20 protein-coding genes are annotated in these 18,575 nt (G+C 58.6%); 10 read left to right on the top strand and 10 right to left on the bottom strand.

The window, feature by feature from the left end; all coding sequences use genetic code 11:
- The first annotated feature begins 140 nt into the window (after positions 1–140).
- Positions 141–1,067, top strand: coding sequence for a GGDEF domain-containing protein (locus tag AUK77_RS04170; RefSeq protein WP_296126532.1), 927 nt, complete (start codon positions 141–143; stop codon positions 1,065–1,067).
- A 59-nt stretch (positions 1,068–1,126) separates the two neighbouring features.
- Here AUK77_RS04170 and rluB read toward each other — a convergent pair whose 3' ends face one another.
- The 5 genes from rluB to AUK77_RS04145 all read right to left on the bottom strand — a co-directional run bounded on the left by rluB (position 1,127) and on the right by AUK77_RS04145 (position 5,808).
- On the bottom strand, positions 1,127–2,305 hold the full coding sequence (gene rluB, locus AUK77_RS04165; RefSeq protein ID WP_296126529.1) for a 23S rRNA pseudouridine(2605) synthase RluB: 1,179 nt from the start codon (positions 2,303–2,305) through the stop codon (positions 1,127–1,129).
- 277 nt (positions 2,306–2,582) lie between these two features.
- Positions 2,583–3,374, bottom strand: a complete 792-nt coding sequence (gene scpB, locus AUK77_RS04160; RefSeq protein WP_296126526.1) for an SMC-Scp complex subunit ScpB — start codon at positions 3,372–3,374, stop codon at positions 2,583–2,585.
- Positions 3,375–3,376: 2 nt separating this feature from the next.
- The gene (locus AUK77_RS04155) at positions 3,377–4,108 is read right to left on the bottom strand and encodes a ScpA family protein (RefSeq protein WP_296126617.1); all 732 of its coding nucleotides are present in this window, start codon (positions 4,106–4,108) and stop codon (positions 3,377–3,379) included.
- A 193-nt stretch (positions 4,109–4,301) separates the two neighbouring features.
- Positions 4,302–4,931 carry an L-threonylcarbamoyladenylate synthase gene (locus AUK77_RS04150; protein WP_296126524.1) on the bottom strand — a complete coding sequence of 210 codons (630 nt, stop codon included), beginning with the start codon at positions 4,929–4,931 and terminating at the stop codon, positions 4,302–4,304.
- Positions 4,932–4,944: 13 nt separating this feature from the next.
- Complete coding sequence (locus tag AUK77_RS04145; protein ID WP_296126523.1) at positions 4,945–5,808, bottom strand: PHP domain-containing protein; 864 nt, start codon at positions 5,806–5,808, stop codon at positions 4,945–4,947.
- A 150-nt stretch (positions 5,809–5,958) separates the two neighbouring features.
- Here AUK77_RS04145 and AUK77_RS04140 point away from each other — a divergent pair, with 150 nt between their 5' ends.
- The 5 genes from AUK77_RS04140 to AUK77_RS04120 all read left to right on the top strand — a co-directional run bounded on the left by AUK77_RS04140 (position 5,959) and on the right by AUK77_RS04120 (position 9,477).
- Entirely contained in the window at positions 5,959–6,258 is a 300-nt protein-coding gene (locus tag AUK77_RS04140) for a YciI family protein (protein WP_296126520.1), read from the top strand.
- Between the two features lie 157 nt (positions 6,259–6,415).
- Entirely contained in the window at positions 6,416–6,724 is a 309-nt protein-coding gene (locus AUK77_RS04135) for a translation initiation factor 2 (RefSeq protein WP_296126517.1), read from the top strand.
- A gap of 4 nt (positions 6,725–6,728) precedes the next feature.
- Entirely contained in the window at positions 6,729–7,406 is a 678-nt protein-coding gene (locus AUK77_RS04130; protein WP_296126514.1) for a response regulator transcription factor, read from the top strand.
- Positions 7,407–7,651: 245 nt separating this feature from the next.
- Complete coding sequence (locus tag AUK77_RS04125; protein WP_296126511.1) at positions 7,652–8,074, top strand: LTXXQ domain protein; 423 nt, start codon at positions 7,652–7,654, stop codon at positions 8,072–8,074.
- A gap of 68 nt (positions 8,075–8,142) precedes the next feature.
- The gene (locus tag AUK77_RS04120) at positions 8,143–9,477 is read left to right on the top strand and encodes a HAMP domain-containing sensor histidine kinase (RefSeq protein ID WP_296126510.1); all 1,335 of its coding nucleotides are present in this window, start codon (positions 8,143–8,145) and stop codon (positions 9,475–9,477) included.
- On the opposite strand, the gene AUK77_RS04115 is transcribed toward AUK77_RS04120, so the two are convergent.
- Complete coding sequence (locus tag AUK77_RS04115; protein WP_296126508.1) at positions 9,452–10,009, bottom strand: nitroreductase family protein; 558 nt, start codon at positions 10,007–10,009, stop codon at positions 9,452–9,454. The two genes, AUK77_RS04120 and AUK77_RS04115, sit on opposite strands and share 26 nt — an antisense overlap.
- An 86-nt stretch (positions 10,010–10,095) precedes the next feature.
- On the bottom strand, positions 10,096–10,437 hold the full coding sequence (locus AUK77_RS04110; RefSeq protein WP_296126504.1) for a YkgJ family cysteine cluster protein: 342 nt from the start codon (positions 10,435–10,437) through the stop codon (positions 10,096–10,098).
- 152 nt (positions 10,438–10,589) lie between these two features.
- On the opposite strand from AUK77_RS04110, the gene AUK77_RS04105 reads away from it, so the two are divergent.
- Both AUK77_RS04105 and AUK77_RS04100 read left to right on the top strand, forming a co-directional pair.
- On the top strand, positions 10,590–12,044 hold the full coding sequence (locus tag AUK77_RS04105; protein WP_296126501.1) for a TrkH family potassium uptake protein: 1,455 nt from the start codon (positions 10,590–10,592) through the stop codon (positions 12,042–12,044).
- Between the two features lie 46 nt (positions 12,045–12,090).
- Complete coding sequence (locus tag AUK77_RS04100) at positions 12,091–13,545, top strand: TrkH family potassium uptake protein (protein ID WP_296126496.1); 1,455 nt, start codon at positions 12,091–12,093, stop codon at positions 13,543–13,545.
- Positions 13,546–13,569: 24 nt separating this feature from the next.
- On the opposite strand, the gene AUK77_RS04095 is transcribed toward AUK77_RS04100, so the two are convergent.
- On the bottom strand, positions 13,570–14,583 hold the full coding sequence (locus AUK77_RS04095) for an AraC family transcriptional regulator (protein ID WP_296126493.1): 1,014 nt from the start codon (positions 14,581–14,583) through the stop codon (positions 13,570–13,572).
- Between the two features lie 157 nt (positions 14,584–14,740).
- Between AUK77_RS04095 and AUK77_RS04090 the strand changes: the two genes are divergently transcribed.
- Entirely contained in the window at positions 14,741–15,055 is a 315-nt protein-coding gene (locus AUK77_RS04090; protein WP_296126491.1) for an Mpo1-like protein, read from the top strand.
- Positions 15,056–15,257: 202 nt separating this feature from the next.
- Positions 15,258–16,646 carry an adenylate/guanylate cyclase domain-containing protein gene (locus AUK77_RS04085; protein WP_296126488.1) on the top strand — a complete coding sequence of 463 codons (1,389 nt, stop codon included), beginning with the start codon at positions 15,258–15,260 and terminating at the stop codon, positions 16,644–16,646.
- Here AUK77_RS04085 and AUK77_RS04080 read toward each other — a convergent pair.
- Together AUK77_RS04080 and AUK77_RS04075 are read right to left on the bottom strand one after the other, a co-directional pair.
- On the bottom strand, positions 16,639–17,697 hold the full coding sequence (locus AUK77_RS04080; RefSeq protein WP_296126487.1) for a glycosyltransferase family 1 protein: 1,059 nt from the start codon (positions 17,695–17,697) through the stop codon (positions 16,639–16,641). The two genes, AUK77_RS04085 and AUK77_RS04080, sit on opposite strands and share 8 nt — an antisense overlap.
- Positions 17,694–18,518 carry a UDP-2,3-diacylglucosamine diphosphatase gene (locus tag AUK77_RS04075; protein ID WP_296126484.1) on the bottom strand — a complete coding sequence of 275 codons (825 nt, stop codon included), beginning with the start codon at positions 18,516–18,518 and terminating at the stop codon, positions 17,694–17,696. Before AUK77_RS04075 ends, AUK77_RS04080 begins: the two co-directional genes overlap by 4 nt.
- Positions 18,519–18,575 lie beyond the last annotated feature (57 nt).

Below are 18,575 nucleotides of genomic sequence, written 5' to 3'. Positions count from 1 at the left end.
ACCGGCAAAGGTTTGCCGCCCCGCACCGGCACACAGCGCCAAGTGACTGAAATAAAAGCGATTTAAGCAAAAAACGAAAACTGGCATGGTTTTCGCTGAAGCCTACTCATCGACGCGTACAGCGCTAGAGGTAGAGCTTCATGGCCACGCACAACCAATCCAACACCATTGATTTCGACGCTGCCAAACTGCAGCGCCTCGGCTATGCCGGTCGCATTCAAAAGACCCTCAAGCCCGTGAGCCTGGCGCAACTGCGTCAGCAGCTGAGTCTGCGCCTGCAAACATCACTGGAAGCCGAACGGATCCTCGAACTGTTCTACAGCGAAGTGCAGCGCCTGGTGCCACTCAACGCCCTGAGCTATCAATTGGCCTCGTGCGATCTGCGCCTGGACCTGGGCGAGCGCGGCAATCACTCAGCCGGTTACCGCCTCAATCACGACGGCGAGTTCCTCGGCGAACTGACCTTCCGGCGCAACCAGCGCTTCAGCGAAGAAGAACTGGCCCAGCTCGAATCGCTGCTGGCCAGCCTGCTGTTCCCGCTGCGAAACGCCCTACTCTACCGTGCGGCCCTGCAAACTGCGCTGCGCGACCCACTAACTGCAACCGGCAACCGCGTGGCCCTGCAGCAAACGCTCAAGCGTGAAGTGGATATCGCCAAACGTACCCTGCAACCGCTGTCTGTACTGATGGTTGATATCGATCATTTCAAACGCATCAATGACAGCCACGGCCACATCATTGGCGACCAAGCCCTGATCGCCGTTGCCAACGCATTAAAAGACAGCCTGCGTAACGTGGACATGGTGTTTCGTTATGGCGGCGAAGAGTTTGTCGTGCTGCTCTCCAACACCAGCCGCGAAGCCGCCTCAATGGTCGGTGAACGCCTGCGCATGGCCGTACTGGGCGTTCAATACCTGGTGGAAAACCGCGCCATTGAAATGTCGGTTAGCCTGGGTTGCGCCACCCTGCTGCCGGGTGAGTCGATGGACAGCCTGCTGCGCCGCGCCGACAGCGCGCTTTATGTATCCAAGCGCGAAGGCCGTAACCGTCTGTCGATGGCGGGCTAAAATCATCACGCAGCAAAAAGGCGACACGAAGGTCGCCTTTTTTGTCTCCAGCACAAGCCTTATTCAGGCTTGCGATCACGCCCAAAGCCAGGGCGCTGACCTTCTCGGCCCGGCTGGCTGCGACGCTTAACCGGGGCACCGGCAGGCTTGCGCGAGGGGCGCTCGGTCAATTCAACGCTAGGGCGCTGCGCACCGGGCTTGGCCGGACGCTTCTTGTTGACGTCGCTTGGACGCTCAGCCACCGGCGTACCTTTACCCTGATCAGCACGCGGACTGCGTGTCGGACGCTCGCTACCTTCACCACGCGCAGGACGCGAACGACCCTGATCGCCACCCGCTGCCGAACCGCCACCATGGGCCGGACGCAGGGTCCGCTCAGGGCGCGCAGCACGGCCAACCGGCTTGGCCGATTTGCGCTGCAGACGGTCAATTTTGTCGCGGGCTTTTTCCTTCATATCCGGCAAAGCGACGGGCTTGAGGCCGACTTCTTCGCTGAGGATATCCACTTCGCGCTGGCTCATTTCGCGCCAGCGGCCCATGGTCAGGTCCGAGGTGATAAACACCGGGCCGAAACGCACGCGCTTCAGACGGCTGACCACCACGCCTTGGGATTCCCACAGGCGACGCACTTCGCGGTTGCGGCCTTCCATGACCACGCAGTGGTACCAATGGTTGAAACCTACGCCGCCCGGCGCGACCTTGATGTCGGTGAACTTGGCTGGGCCGTCTTCGAGCATCACGCCGGCTTTCAGGCGCTCAATCATCTCTTCGTCGACTTCGCCACGCACGCGCACGGCGTATTCGCGGTCCATCTGGTAGGACGGGTGCATCAAACGGTTGGCCAACTCACCATCGGTGGTGAACATCAGCAAACCGGTGGTGTTGATGTCGAGGCGACCGATGTTGATCCAGCGGCCGTCTTTTGGCCGTGGCAGGCGATCGAACACGGTCGGACGGCCTTCTGGGTCGTCACGGGTGCAGATCTCGCCTTCGGGTTTGTTGTAAATGATCACGCGGCGCACGCTTTCGGCGGATTCTTCGCGGCGAATCACTTTGCCATCGACGGCAATCGCATCGTGCAGGTCGACGCGCACGCCAAGGCTGGCGACTGCACCATTGACCTTAACGCGGCCAGCGGTAATCCAGTCTTCGATTTCACGGCGTGAAGCCAGGCCCATGCGCGCCATGACTTTCTGCAGTTTTTCGCCTGCTGGGGTGTATTCTTCGGATTCACTCATCTGGGCACCTCCCGGTGTTTTCTTTAGTGATTGGACGACTCAAGCCGTCGAAGGGGCGCGGAGCATACGCGAAAGCTAACCTATTAGCACGAATTGAGGCGCGCGGGCAGACGAGCAGTCGTCAGCCTTGCTGACAGTCAGCGCTTCGCGCAGTTACCGTAGCCCGGATGAAATCCGGGGAGCTGCTATCCCGGATTGCGCCAGGGCTTATCCGGGCTACCACCGATCGCTGGCCGAAGAATGGATGGGTTAGCGCCCATCTGCGCCCTACGCGCCCTCAGTCAGGCAGCTGCTCTTTATCCAGGGTTTCGTGAGGCTCATCGGCTTCGTCAAGCTCATCGTCCTGCTCAGGCAAATCATCGAAGTCGGTTTTCAAACCCAACTCCATCGAGTCCAGTTCAGCCAACAGGCTGCTAAAGCTGGTTTCCTCGCTCGCCTCAACCGCTGGCTCATCGGCCAAAGCCAGGTCAGCACGGGCCTGCAAGCTTTGCGGCGCTTCCAGGTCATCCTCGAAGGCCAGTACCGGCTCAGGCTCCAGCTCACGCAGGGCTGCCAAGGGCGGTAATTCATCAAGACTTTTCAAATTGAAGTGATCAAGAAAAGCCTTGGTGGTGGCGAACATCGCCGGCCTACCCGGCACATCGCGGTGGCCCACCACACGAATCCACTCGCGCTCCAACAGGGTTTTAACAATGTGGCTGTTAACCGCCACACCGCGCACGTCTTCAATCTCACCACGGGTGATGGGTTGGCGGTAGGCAATTAGCGCCAGGGTTTCCAGCATAGCGCGCGAATAGCGCTGCGGACGCTCTTCCCACAGGCGGCCGACCCAGGGGGCGAAACGCTCGCGCACCTGCAGACGGAAGCCGGAGGCCACCTCGATAAGCTCGAAGGCGCGCCCTTCACAGGATTTACTCAAGTGGCTCAGGGCTTTTTTGAAAACGGCCGGATCTGGCCGCTCTGCCTCTTCAAACAGCTCGTACAGTCGTTCAAGCGACTGAGGTTTGCCGGATGCCAGCAGAAAGGCTTCGAGCAGGCTGGCCAGCTCACGAGGTTCGTTAAGGTTCATGCTTATTCAGCCCGCGCACGCACATGGATGGGCCCGAAAGCCTCATTTTGTACCAGCTCGACCAATGACTCCTTGATCAATTCCAGTACCGCCATAAAGGTCACCACCACCCCAAGTCTGCCTTCATCGGCGCTAAAAAGGCTGACAAAAGGCACAAACTCACCGCCTTTGAGTCGCTCCAGCACCTCACTCATTCGTTCGCGAGTCGACAACGCCTCGCGGGTGACCTGGTGGCTCTCGAACATATCAGCGCGGCGCAGCACTTCGGCCATCGACAGCAGCACCTCTTCCAGACTGACATCCGGCAGCAGCTTGCGCGCCCGCGCTTCGGGCGCGTCCAACCGTGGCACCGTCAGGTCACGCCCAACCCGGCTCAAGCCATCAATGCCCTCTGCAGCCGCCTTGTAGCGCTCGTACTCTTGCAAGCGGCGAATCAACTCGGCGCGAGGGTCGTCTTCTTCAGCCTCAACTTCACTGGAGCGCGGCAACAACATGCGCGATTTAATCTCGGCGAGCATGGCGGCCATCACCAGGTACTCCGCTGCCAACTCCAGGCGCACCGACTGCATCAGCTCGACATAGCCCATGTACTGACGGGTGATTTCCGCCACGGGGATGTCCAGCACGTCGATGTTTTGTTTGCGAATCAGGTACAGCAGCAGGTCCAGCGGGCCTTCGAAGGCTTCGAGAAACACCTCAAGGGCATCCGGCGGGATATACAGGTCCAGCGGCATTTCGGTGACCGCCTGACCATAGACCAAGGCAAATGGCAGCTCCTGCTGGGCATTGGCCTGACTGTCGGGGTGTTCTTGAGGGGCGCTGGACATGGACATACTCAAGGTTCGCTGCCGCGATCATGCAGAACAGGGGCGGCTGCCGCACGATAGGCGGCATTAGCATGAAGATCGGCGACGATTATAACCAGGCTCAACGGCTACTGGTAAAAGGTGCAGGGTCGCCGCAACCGACCCTGATGATCTCGGGCTGGTCATCTAGCAAGCTGACGACCGTGGAGGCTTCCATGCCACCAAAGCCGCCATCAATAATCAGGTCGACCTGATGCTCAAGCATCTGGCGCATTTCATAGGGGTCGCTCATGGGCAGCGTCTCGCCGGGCATAATCAGGCTGACGCTCATCAGCGGCTCATCCAACTCGGCCAGCAGAGCCAGGGCAATCGGCTGGCTTGGCACGCGCAGACCAATGGTGCGGCGTTTGGCGTGCAGCACCATACGCGGCACTTCACGGGTGGCATTGAGAATAAAGGTGTAAGGCCCCGGCGTGTGGCTCTTGAGCAAGCGGAAGGCGGCGGTATCAACCTTGGCAAAGGTGCTCAGTTGCGAGAGGTCACGGCAGACTAGGGTGAAGTTGTGTTTGTCATCCAACTGGCGCAGGCGGCGAATGCGCTCCACTGCACTTTTATCACCCAGGTGACAGCCGACGGCATACGAGGAATCGGTGGGGTACACCACAACGCCGCCGTTACGAATGATCTCGGCAGCTTGTTTGATCAGCCGCGCTTGCGGGTTTTCCGGATGAATCTGGAAGAATTGGCTCACACTGACATCCTGATCACACTGTTGTGGGCTGCTGGACATGCTGAAACCGTGCCCAGAGGGGCGGTAAATCTTCTGGTATAGGACGATAAACGCCCAGTTCTGACCATAAGCCCGGCGCATGAAAATCACTGCCGGCGGTTACGAATGTGCCAAATTCGCGGGCCAGAATCGCCAAGCTGCCAACCTGCTCGGCGGGCTGCATGCCATTGACCACCTCGAGCGAGTGCCCGCCTGCCGCGACAAAATCCGCCACCAGCTTGCGCCGTTTGGTGCGGGTGAAATCGTATTGCCAAGGATGCGCCAAACTGACCCACGCACCGGCCCGACGCAACGTATCAACGGCCTGCGCCAGCTCCGGCCAATGCTGCTTGACGTCACCCAGTTTGCCCGAGCCAAGCCATTTACGAAACGCTTCGGCGCGGTCTTTGACGTAGCCTGCCTGCACCAGAAAGTCGGCAAAATGGGGCCGCGCCGGCGCATTACCGCTGTCGCCCAACGCTTGCTGTAGAGCGCGCGCGCCCTCCAGCGCACCAGGCATGCCTTTGGCCTCAAGGCGTTTACCAATTTCCACGGCGCGCAGCCAGCGCCCCTCGTGCAATTCGGCAATCGACTGCTGCAATGCCGGCGCGTCACGATTAAAGGCATAACCCAGCACATGAATGGTGGCCCCGCCCCAGGTGCAGGACAATTCGATGCCGTTGATCAACCGCATCCCCAGTTCGCGTGCGGCTTCGCTGGCTTCACCCAGGCCATCAAGGGTGTCGTGGTCAGTCAGCGCCAGGACGCGCACACCGCGCTCAAACGCCCGCGCCACCACCATTGCGGGTGCAAGCGCGCCGTCAGAAGCCGTACTGTGGCAATGTAAATCAACGTCCATAGGTGGCACTTTCCGAGTCATTTATGTTTGTTATTATGCCGGTAGATGTGGATTCTTGCTGGCTTGCGCCGGTTTTTCCTCGACGTCGGCTGTATAGCCTGCTTTTCTCAGCAGCCGCAGCCCGCGCCCTCAACCCAATTAAGGATTGAAATGCTCTACGCGATCATGGCCACCGACGTGGCAAATTCCCTGGAAAGCCGCCTTGCTGCGCGCCCTGCGCACCTTGCTCGCCTGGAACAATTGAAAACCGAAGGCCGCCTGATTCTTGCGGGGCCACATCCCGCCATCGACAGCAACGATCCGGGACCGGCCGGGTTTTCTGGCAGTTTGATCGTTGCCGAATTCGAATCCCTGCGCGCCGCTGAACAATGGGCCAACGCAGACCCTTACCGGGCGGCCGGTGTATACGCCAATGTTATGGTAAAACCCTTCAAGCGGGTTTTGCCCTAACTCACACGGTTCGCTCATCCGCTGAACAGCCAATAATAACGACAAGAGAACAGTTCCGATGCGTGCAGCTCCATTGTTCCTCCTCCTAAGTCTGTGTACAGCGCCCCTCGCCTTCGCCGAAGAAGTGCCCCCTCAGCCATTGGCGGAGGTTACTTCTATGCAAGCGCAAATCGATGAGTTGGAACAACGCCTGGCCATCAGCGAGCAGCAGCGCGAGGCCCTAGGCGCAGAGTTACAAAGCAGCGCCAGCGAACGTGAAAACGTGCAACTGCAACGCCTGCGCCTGCGCCAAGATAATCAGCGGCTTAAACTGGAGTTGAAGAAAGCCCAATCCAGCATTGCGCCCGCCTTTATCAGTGAGCAGCAAATGTGGTTTGCCATCGGCGCTGGGGCGGGTCTGTTGGGCGTGATCATCGGCGCGCTGTTGCGCCGAGGCCGGCGCTCACAAAGCGAGTGGCTGAATTAATTCCATGAGTAGCCTGCTGTTAATCGACGACGACGTCGAACTCTGCGAACTGCTGACCACTTGGCTGACCCAGGAAGGCTTTCTGGTTAGTGCCTGCCACGATGGCAGCAGCGCTCGCCTGGCTCTAAGCCAGAGCAGCCCAGACGCTGTGGTGCTGGATGTGATGCTGCCCGATGGCAGCGGCCTGGAACTGCTCAAGCAACTGCGCAGCGAACACCCGGAATTACCCGTGCTGATGCTCTCAGCCCGCGGCGAGCCGCTGGACCGAATTCTCGGCTTGGAACTGGGCGCAGATGATTACCTGGCCAAGCCATGCGATCCCCGCGAGCTGACTGCACGCCTACGCGCCGTTTTAAGGCGCAGCCACCCTGCCAGCCCGACCAGCCCGTTCGACCTTGGCGACCTGCATTACAGCCAGGCACGCGGCACGGTAACGCTGGGGGATCAAGAAGTACTCCTGACCCTGTCAGAAAGCCGTATTTTAGAAGCCCTGCTGCACAACCCCGGCGAGCCGGTGGACAAACAGGAACTGGCGCAATTGGCCCTCGGCCGCAAACTCACCCTTTACGACCGCAGCCTGGACATGCACGTCAGCAACCTGCGCAAAAAACTCGGCCCACATGCCGATGGCCGCCAGCGCATTTTGGCTTTGCGCAGCCGCGGTTATTACTACAGCGTTTAAAACCGCCTGGGGTACAGCACGCTTTTACAATCGCCAAGAGAAGACTTGAACTGTTGAGCTTCGCAGCTTTTAGCAGCAAGCCGCTATTTAACGCAGCTGCAACACATAACGGCAGCAACACCCTATGTAAAGCAGTGCAACCGCGCTCTTTACCCAAGCTTTACCTAGCCCTGACGGCGCCTGACCTTGACCTCCCTAGACTGGGCACATCCGGTAACCACCGGTTTCAGACGAGGAGAGACACCATGCGCAAGACCCTGACAGCTGTACTGCTGGCCTTAACCCTGCCAACCCTGGCGATGGCCATGCCAGACGGCGGCCCGCGTCACGGTGGCGAACATCGCGGCGAACACGGCTCGCGGATGTTCAAAGAGCTTGATTTGAGCAAAGAGCAGCATCGCGAAATCCGTAAATTGATGGGCGGTGAGATGAAGAGCCGCCACGAAATCACTCAGCGCTACCTGGATAAACTGTCGGCCAGTGACAAACAAGCCATGCAAGCCGAGATCAAGGCGGCGCAGGACAAACAGCAAAGCGCGATCCGCGCATTGCTCAAACCCGAACAACACAAAGCGTTCGACGAGCAGCTGAAAAAAATGCAGGAACGTCAAACTGAAATGGCTGAATTCAAAGCCTGGAAGGCTGAGAAAGCCCAACAGGCCAACTAAATCCAAGCTGGCTTAACCATCCACCGCCGGGCCGCATAGGCTCGGCGGTTTTTCTGTGAGGAAACCCCGTGCGTTCATTGTTCTGGCGGATCTTTGCCAGCTTCTGGCTGGCGATAGCCTTGGTGGCTGGCCTGTCGATTCTGCTTGGACGCATGCTTAATCAGGATGCCTGGCTACTGAGCCAGCACCCAGCCCTGGAAAATCTGGCCGAAAAATGGGCGCAGCACTATGAAACCCAGGGCCCACACGCAGCCCAAGCGTTACTGGAACGTCGCAAGCGACGCTTTAACATTGATATTCAAGTGCTCGATGAAAGCGGTCAGCCGGTGATCAAAGGCACCTTTCCACCTCGCGCAGCGGAGTTTGAAGCCCGTCACCGCCATGGCAAACGTCTGCCTTGGCGGCGCTTGAGTACCGAATACACCAGCCCAACCAGCGGCGACACCTACTTGCTGATCTACCGCGTGCCATTGCCTGAAATTGCCGCCTGGCAGCGCAATAGCCTGCTCTGGCCATTGAGTGCGCTAGGCATTGCCATGCTGGTGTTGAGTTTGATCAGCCTACTGCTGACGCTGTCCATCACCCGCCCGCTGAATCGACTGCGCGGCGCGGTCCATGATCTGGGGCAGACCGCTTATCAGCAAAATAGCCTGGCAAAGCTGGCGCGCCGACGTGATGAGCTTGGCGTTCTGGCCGCTGACTTCAACCGCATGGGTGAGCGCGTGCAAGGCCTGATCAGCAGTCAACGGCAACTGCTGCGGGATGTGTCCCACGAACTACGCTCGCCACTGGCTCGTCTGCGCATCGCCTTGGCGCTGACAGCTCGGGCAGATGCGCAGGAGCGTGAGAAATACTGGCCGCGACTGGATCAGGAGTGTGACCGCCTAGAGGCGCTGATCAGCGAAATACTCGCCTTGGCGAGGCTAGACGCTGAGCCCGGAGCCGCGCAGCCCATTGACCTAAAAGACTTGCTATACAAACTGGAAGACGATGCGCGCCTTGACGCGCCAGAGCAGGCTATTTCGATCCAACTGGACGACAGCCTGCAGTTCAGCGGCTGGCCCGACATGCTGCAGCGCGCGCTCGACAACCTGCTGCGAAACGCGCTGCGCTTTAATCCGGCGGGTCGGCCTATTGAAATCAGCGCCCAGCGAGAGGCCGATCAGCTGATTATCCGCGTACGTGATCACGGCCCCGGCGTCGCGAACGAACACCTCAAGCATCTGGGCGAACCGTTTTACCGTGCCCCAGGTCAGACCAGCAGCGGTCATGGCCTTGGCCTGGCAATTGCGCGACGCGCTGCAGAACGCCACGGCGGCCAGCTGGAACTGGCCAACCATGCACAGGGCGGCTTTGTTGCAGCCCTGCGTTTACCGCTTAATCAACCAGCGGCCAGGCCCTGACGTAATCAGCCACCGTTACCTGCGGCACGGCGCGCAATTCACGCTCAGGCGTCCCCAGGTAGAGGTATGCGATCAACTGCTCGCCGTCAGCCAAGCCCAAACCTGCCGCTACCGTGGCGTTGTAGGCCATATCACCGGTGCGCCATACCGCACCAATGCCTTGCGCATGAGCGGCCAGCAAAATTGCATGGGCGGCGCAACCGGCTGCCAATACTTGCTCCAACTCCGGCACCTTGGCGTGGGCCTGCACATGGGCGATCACCAGTACCAGCAGCGGCGCTCGTAATGGCATGGCACGGGCTTTGGAAAGCGCTTCAGGCGCAGCGTCGGCAGGCAGTGCACGGGCAAACAACTCACCCAACTGATTCAGCCCCTCGCCTTCCACCGTAAGAAAGCGCCAAGGCTTTAGCTGGGCATGGTCGGGCGCGCGCAGGGCGGCACGGAACAGCAACTCACGCTGCGCAGCATCCGGTGCAGGAGCGATCAAGCGCGGAGCGGAAACACGATTAAGCAGCGCATCTAAAGCGTCCATCAGCCACCTCGCAGCAGTAAAAAGTCCGTCATTTTAGCCCCATTAGGTGAAGGGGGCATGCACAGGCAACAGCCGCAGGTGAGCGCTCAGGCAGGCGGCATCAAGGGTGGTAACCCATGCGCCTGACGCGCGGTATCACATCGGGGATTGTGCTCGCCATTAACCCAAGAGGCATCAAACTCGCGACAAGGACTGGAGCGCTGCTCATAGAGCGAACAACTCACGCCTTTACCCACTTCACCGGCAAGCCCGATGCAACGCGCAGGTTTTGCATCCGTGCCACGCATCGCCACCCGGTGCGGTGTAATCAGCACCACCTGATCATCGGGCACAACACCACCCGCCGATTGGCACTCACCCCAAAAAAAAGAAACACGGAAGTGCGCGCAGCAGGCGCCACAGGTTAAGCAGGGATTGCTATCAGACATGATCGAAGGGCTCAGAAACCGGCAAAGGACGGCACTTGGCGGCTATTCTATGCTGCGCCATGCGCTTGTAAAGCGGCCTTTATGCACGCTGTACAGCAGCACCAGCGCGCGTAGAATGACGCCCCTTTGCTTGTGAGCACGAGCTGGTATTCATGTCATTGTCGACGTTGCGCATCATCGCTTTTATTCTCGGCATATTTTTGATCACCCTGGCTGTCAGCATGCTCATTCCCATGCTGACGCTATTGGCATATTCACGCGCTGATGACCTAGATGCTTTTCTGTGGTCAAGCCTGGCCACTGCGGTGGCCGGTATCGCCATGGTTATCCCAGGCAGGCCCAAGGACGCGCAGTTACGCCCCCGCGACATGTACCTGCTGACCACCGCCAGCTGGTTGGTGGTGTGCATCTTTGCTGCGCTGCCCATGGTGTTGATTCACCACATCAGTTACACCGATGCGTTCTTTGAAACCATGTCAGGCATCACCACCACTGGTTCCACCGTCCTGGTCGGCCTCGATAACGCCTCACCTGGGTTGTTGATTTGGCGCTCGATGCTGCACTGGCTCGGCGGTATCGGCTTTATCGGCATGGCGGTAGCGATTTTACCGCTGCTGCGCGTGGGGGGCATGCGCCTGTTCCAGACCGAATCATCGGACTGGGGCGATAAGGTCATGCCACGCTCACACATGGCGGCCAAATACATCCTACTGATATACAGCGGACTGACACTTGTTAGTTTTTTGGCGTTATGGGCAGCGGGCATGACGCCATTCGACGCAATAAATCACGCCATGTCGCTTATTTCTACAGGTGGTTTCTCTACTTCCGATATGTCACTTGCCAACTGGCCCCAGCCCTCTATTCACTGGATTGCAGTTGTTGTGATGATTTTTGGCAGCCTTCCCTTCACGCTCTATGTAGCCACCCTGCGTGGCAATCGACGCGCACTACTCAAGGACCATCAGGTTCGTGGTTTCCTCGGTTTTTTGCTGATCACATGGCTAATCTTCGGCACTTGGCTGTGGCTAAACTCTGACAACAGTTGGCTGGATGCCTTCCGCATCGTCGCGGTTAACGTCACATCGATTGTAACAACCACGGGCGTGGCACTGGGTGACTACACCACCTGGGGCAGCTTTGCCGTGCTGCTGTTTTTCTACCTGACGTTTGTCGGCGGCTGCTCTGGCTCGACCGCCGGCGGCTTGAAAATCTTCCGTTTCCAGGTGGCTTATGTGTTGCTCAAGGCCAACCTGCAGCAACTGATTCACCCACGCGCAGTGATCAAACAGCAGTACAACAACCACAATCTCGATGAAGAGATTGTCCGCTCGCTGATCACCTTCTCTTTTTTCTTTGCCATCACCATCGGTCTGATCGCTTTGGGTCTCGCATTGATTGGCCTGGACTGGGTAACGGCACTCACAGCGGCGGCTACAGCGGTGTGTAACGTTGGCCCCGGGCTTGGCCCCATTATTGGCCCGGCCGGTAATTTCTCCAGCCTGCCCGATTCGGCAAAGTGGTTGTTGACCTTGGGCATGCTGCTGGGTCGCCTGGAAATTCTCACCGTTTTAGTGCTGGTAACGCGGGCCTTCTGGCGCCACTGACTAGAGTTGTTAGACCGCAGGTCTACTCAAAATGGAACCCACGTAGATGGCTTGGCCAACCTTACGCATCATCACCTTCATCAATGGCATCTTCCTGCTGACACTGGCGATCAGCATGGCCGTGCCCATGCTGACCTTGGTGCTGTTCGATCTCGCCCATGAGCTCAACGCTTTTCTCTGGTCGAGCATGATCACCTTTATCGCCGGGATGGCGATGATCGCTCAAGGCAAGCCCAAGGATATTCAGCTGCGCCCCCGCGACATGTACCTGCTGACGGTCTCCAGTTGGATACTGGTGGGGCTGTTTGCCTCGTTGCCATTTATGTTTTCCCAGCATTTGGGGGTGACCGACGCCGTTTTTGAGAGCATGTCCGGCATCACTGCAACAGGCGCCACCGTGCTCGTCGGCCTCGACACCATGTCACCGGGGATTCTGATCTGGCGCTCGTTGCTGCATTGGCTGGGCGGTATTGGTTTTATCGCCATGGCCGTGGCGATTCTGCCCATGCTGCGCATCGGTGGCATGCGCCTGTTCCAGACTGAATCGTCGGATCGATCCGAAAAGATCATGCCGCGCTCACACATGGTCGCTAAATACATGATCGCGGCTTATCTGGGCATCAGCATCATTGGCTGCGTGGTCCTGTGGAGCGTTGGCATGGGTGGTTTTGATGCGATCAACCACACCATGTCGGCCATCTCCACCGGCGGATTTTCCACGTCAGATCAATCGGTGGGTAAGTGGACCGAGCCGGCCGTGCACTGGGTCATCATCGTGCTGATGATCCTCGGCAGCGTGCCCTTTGTGCTGTTGGCATCCATGCTACGCGGCAATTACATGGCCCTGATCAGGGACCAGCAAGTGCGGGGCTTTCTGGCGATTCTGTTGAGTATTTGGCTGGTTTTGGGCACCTGGTACTGCCTGAGCACCGAGTTACATTGGCTGGAAGCCATTCGCCACGTAGCGTTTAACACCACCTCGATCATGACCACCACCGGCTTTGCCTTGGGCGACTACACGCTCTGGGGAGGTTTTGCTGGCATGCTGTTCTTCTACCTGGGTTTTATTGGCGGCTGCTCTGGCTCAACCGCAGGCGGACTGAAAATTTTCCGTTTTCAAGTGGCGTACGTGTTGCTCAAGGCCAACTTGATGCAACTGGTGCATCCGCGTGCAGTGATCAAACAGCAATACAACGGCCATAACCTGGATGAAGACATTGTCCGCTCGATCCTGACCTTCTCGTTCTTTTTCACCATCACCATCGCCTTACTGGCCTTGGGCCTGACGCTGTGCGGCCTGGACTGGATCACCGCACTCAGCGGTGCGGCCAGCACCGTTTCCGGTGTCGGACCGGGCATGGGGCCGATCATCGGCCCGGCGGGCAATTTCTCCAGCCTGCCCGACACCGCCAAGTGGCTGCTGACATTCGGCATGCTGCTGGGCCGCCTGGAGATCTTGACCGTGCTGGTCTTGATGCTGCCGGCCTTCTGGCGGCATTAACAGGCCGCCCGGCCGCCGCCACGTTCAGCTGAGGTTGAACATCCGCGTGCGGTATTCGCTGGGTGTGGTATCAAACCAGCGGCGAAAGGCACGGTAGAAGTTGCTGGGGTCGGCAAACCCCAGCAAATAGGACACTTCCAGCAAGGTCAGGCTGGCCTGCGCCAAATACTGGCCCGCCAACTCGCGTCGCGTGTCATCGAGCAATTGCTGGTAGCGTGTGCCTTCGTCCTGCAAACGACGCTGCAAGGTGCGTTCGGATAACAGCAGCGCTTGAGCCACCGCCTCACGCTTAGGCTCACCTTGCGGCAGCAACCGGCAAATCACCTGACGGGTCTGGTGCGTCACCCGCGTGCCGGAAAACCGCGCCAGATAGTCACCCGCAAAGCGATCATGCAGTTGCGCCAGCGCCTCATTCGCCGAGGGCAGCGGCGCATCTAGATCAGCCCGTTCAAACAGCAAAGCGTATTGCTCGGCATTGAATTGCAACGGGCACTGAAACACCTCTTCATAGGGTGCAAGGTCAGCAGGTGGCGGCCCCATCAGGCTAACCAGCCGTGGGTGCAGGGGCGTCCCCGTGAGCCAACGGCAAAAAGCCAGGGCATAAGCCAGGCAGGCTTCGGCACTTTGCCGCGCCGAGGGCAAACGGTCACCATGGATCGCCAGGACCATTTCATAGCCTTCAGGCGTTGGCTGAAAACTCAGGTCAGCGCCCTCACCAATAATCCGTTGGTAGCGCACCAGGCGGGTAAACCCCTCCTGCAGATTGCGGCTGCTCATCACCGCATAACCGACCACATTGAACGAGGATGGACGCAGCGTCTTCGCCATGTTCAAGCCAATGGCCGGATTACCCGAAGCCTCAACCGCCCGGTGCCACAAGCGGGTCATGGCATCTTGCGCAAAGCGCGCATCAGGGTTGGTCAATGCCGCGTAATCGAGACCCAGTTGGGCAAACAACTGGCGGCAATCAACGCCGCCCAGCTCAAGCGCAGCGACAATGCCAGAAGCCCAACTGGAGGAAGTGGTTCGTTCGCTCATGGTTATTCTTATTGTCGGCAAAAGGGAGGACGGCCCAAGGATACTAAACTGGCACCGAATGTCAGTGGCTTAGCGCGCCCGCCGACCTAGACTCAGACCAAGCTGCCATCAAAGCAATACCGCGCAGCAGCCACTCGCATAAAACCGGAGGCAACCGATGACCGCGCCTGCTGACCGCTTCAAAAGTTTTGCCGAGTTTTACCCTTATTACCTGCAAGAGCACAGTAATGCCACCTGCCGTCGCCTGCATTATGTAGGTAGCCTGCTCGTACTCAGCGTGCTGGCCTATACCCTGCTGACGCAACAATGGTTATGGCTGCTGGCCCTGCCCGTGATTGGCTATGGATTTGCTTGGATCGGCCACTTTGTTTTTGAAAAGAACCGCCCCGCAACCTTCGATTACCCGCTCTATTCACTATTGGGGGACTGGGTGATGCTCAAGGATGCGTTCACCGGCCGAATCAAGTTCTAACAACCGCGCGCACGCCTTACGCGGCATACTCGAATAAAGGTTGGGCTGGCCGACCGTCACTGATCGCACACCTTTGAGCCGATACCCTTGGCGCTTGTCCTGTGCTTGGTTATGATCCCGGCTCTTTGCAGGCTAGATGGCGTCTGCAAACCCGGCGCTCGGCCAACGGCGCATCTGCTAGCAGTAGGGACAGCTCACCCGGATGAACGTTAAAAGCACCCCGCGTCTTTCTGAATTGCCCGCCCCGCCACTGCGCGAATACTACACACGCGTGCTCGCTTATATCGCCATGGCCGCCAGCATCGCGGCCGGCACCTATACCCAGCACTTCAGCTATGTGATTTTGTGGATGGTGCCCTACGCCCTGCTCTACCCGCATCTGGCTCATCATTTAAGCCTGCGCTTCAAGCGCGATCACCCGCAACGCACCACCCTCAGCCTGTTATTTGTCGACGCTTTACATTGCGGCGCCACGCTTTCCTTACTTGGTTTTTCTGTGGTGCCGAGCCTAATGGCCCTGCTGATAATGGCCTTTAGCGCCCTGGTGATTGGCGGCTTGCGTTACCTAGGGCTCGCCAGCCTGATCGCCGCAAGCAGCGCGGTGTTCACCCTGGCCTTGACGGGTATCACGCCCAACATCCACACCCCCGCTCTGGTTGCCTTGGTTAGCATCGGGTTCACCACACTGTACATCTGCATCACCGCCTACTACGTCCACCAGCAAGGGCTGCGCCTGGCGCAGGTGCGGGCGGAGATCAGTCGCGAACAGGAAAAGGCCGCGCGCCTGGCACGCAACCTGGCTAAGTACTTGTCACCTCAAGTATGGGAATCGATCTTCACCGGCAAGAAGAGTGTGCGCTTGGAAACCCAGCGCAAAAAACTCACGGTGTTCTTCTCCGACATCAAGGGCTTTACCGAACTCTCTGAAGAACTGGAAGCCGAAGCCCTGACCGATTTGCTCAACACTTACCTCAACGAAATGTCGAAGATCTGCCTGAAATACGGCGGCACCATCGACAAGTTCGTCGGCGATTGTGTGATGGTTTTCTTTGGCGACCCGAGCAGCAAAGGCGCTAAGAAAGATGCGGTGAATGCAGTCTCCATGGCCATCGCCATGCGCAAACACATGAAAGTACTGCGCCAACAGTGGCGAGCCCAGGGCATCACCAAGCCACTGGAAATCCGCATGGGGCTGAACACCGGTTACTGCACCGTGGGTAATTTCGGCGCTGACACGCGCATGGATTACACCATTATCGGTCGCGACGTGAACCTGGCCAGCCGTTTGGAGAGCGCTGCGGAATCAGGTGAAATCCTGATTTCTCACGAGACCTACTCACTGGTCAAAGACGTGATCATGTGCCGCGATAAAGGCCAGATCACCGTCAAAGGTTTTACCCGTCCGGTGCAGATTTATCAGGTGGTGGACTTCCGCCGTGACTTGGGCGCGACATCGAGCTATGTCGAACATGAGTTGCCGGGTTTTTCCATGTATCTGGACACTAATGGCATCCAGAACTTCGACAAAGAAAAAGTCATCCAGGCACTTGATCACGCCGCTAACAAGCTGCGCGACAAAGTCATTATGTAAGCGCCTGCTCGCCCGTTGCGCGCTGTGAACATGGCCTGACGGGCATGCATAGCTCACCATCAAGCAAAGGCTGCTGCGCCAAAAACTCCAGCGCCGAGGCTCGCCAGGATTGCTGCGCGGCGGCAGTGGCGCAGCGCTCACGGTTCAAGTCCAAGGCTGCCAGACAGGCCGCGCGCAAATCCTCATCCATCACCCCGCTTACATCCGCCTGCAACACATCCAATGGCCCGGCCACCGGAAAGGCAGCCACCGGCGTACCGCAAGCCATGGCCTCCAGCATCACCAAACCATAGGTATCAGTGCGCGAGGGGAACACCAGCACGCTGGCATGTTGAAAAGCCTGGGCCAGCGCCTGACCATGCTGATAGCCGAGAAAACGCACCTGCGGATAAGCAGCCTGCAAAGCGGCGCGTTGCGGGCCATCGCCGACCACGCGCTTCTCCCCCGGTAAATCAAGGGTAAGGAAAGCTTCGATGTTCTTTTCCGGGGCAATCCGCCCCACATACAGAAATACCGGTTCAACCCGGCAGGGCGATGTCGCCGATGGACGAAATAACCGTGTGTCGACGCCCTTGCGCCACAGCACCAGACGCTTGAAGCCCCACCCTGCAAACTCATCACGCATGCGTTCAGTGGTCACCAATACCGCCTGGCTTGGCCGATGAAACGCGCGCAAAAAGGCATAACCCCAGCGCAACGGCACCCAGGGCCAGCGGGTGTGTACGTATTCGGGAAAGCGCGTGTGGATGGCACTGGAGAAAGCCAACCCGCGCGCGCTCAACCAGCGCCGCGCGGCCCAACCCAGCGGGCCTTCAGTGGCCAGATGCACGCAATCCGGTTGATAGGCGCGAATAGCCGGGCCTACTCGCCACAGGTTCCAGACCAGCGGAATTTCCGCATAACTGGGGCACGGTACGGCGCGAAAAACGGCGGGCGACAGCAGTTTGACCTGATGCCCCAAGCCTCGCAGTTCGCTGATCAAGGCTTGCAGGCTGGTGACCACGCCGTTGACCTGTGGCGTCCAGGCATCGGAAACAATCAGGATTCTCACAGCGCAGGCTCGGCAGCAACCACAGGCGTCGGCTCGAGCTGCGCCTGACGGGCCTGATCATCGGCCAGGCGATACAACTCGATGCTGCCATCCAGGTGTTCGATCAACGCCGTACAGGACTCCACCCAATCGCCGCAGTTCATGTACACCACATCGCCCATCGGACGAATTTCAGCATGGTGAATATGCCCGCAGACCACACCATTGAAACCACGCTTGGCGCACTCATGGACGATGGCTTCTTCAAAGTCGCTGATGAAATTAACCGCTGTCTTGACCTTGTGCTTGAGGTAAGCAGACAGCGACCAATAACCGTAGCCATAACGGCTGCGCCAGAAGTTAAGCCAGCGGTTGAGGGTCAGGGTGAACTCGTAGGCCGAGTCACCGAGGAACGCCAGCCAACGGTGGTAGCGAGTGATCACATCAAACTGATCACCGTGAATCACCAGCAAACTGCGGCCATCGGCCGTGACGTGCTCGGCCTCATCCACCAACTGCAAATTACCCAGCATCAGGCTGGAGTAGCGGCGCAAAAATTCATCATGGTTGCCGGTGACATAAATCACCTCGGTGCCACGCTTGCTCATGGTCAGCAGACGGCGAATCACGTTGCTGTGCGATTGCGGCCAGTACACCCCGCTGCGCAGCTTCCAGCCGTCAATGATGTCGCCGACCAAATAGATCTTGTCCGTGTGATAACGCTTGAGAAAGGCCGCCAAGTGTTCGGCCTGACAATCACGCGTACCTAAATGAACATCGGAAATCCACAGGGTACGGACACGTTGCTTGCGGCTGGGCTTGGCGAGCTGAGCGCTGGTCATGGACGACCTCCGGCTGGGTTTGCTTGAGTCTGCGCAGCCGGGGTGAAACGTGCATGA

It is taken from the genome of Pseudomonas sp. Ga0074129 (genome assembly GCA_001465025.1).
In the GTDB taxonomy this organism is placed as follows: Bacteria; Pseudomonadota; Gammaproteobacteria; order Pseudomonadales; family Pseudomonadaceae; genus Aquipseudomonas.
This window is presented reverse-complemented; position numbering and strand designations above follow the sequence as displayed.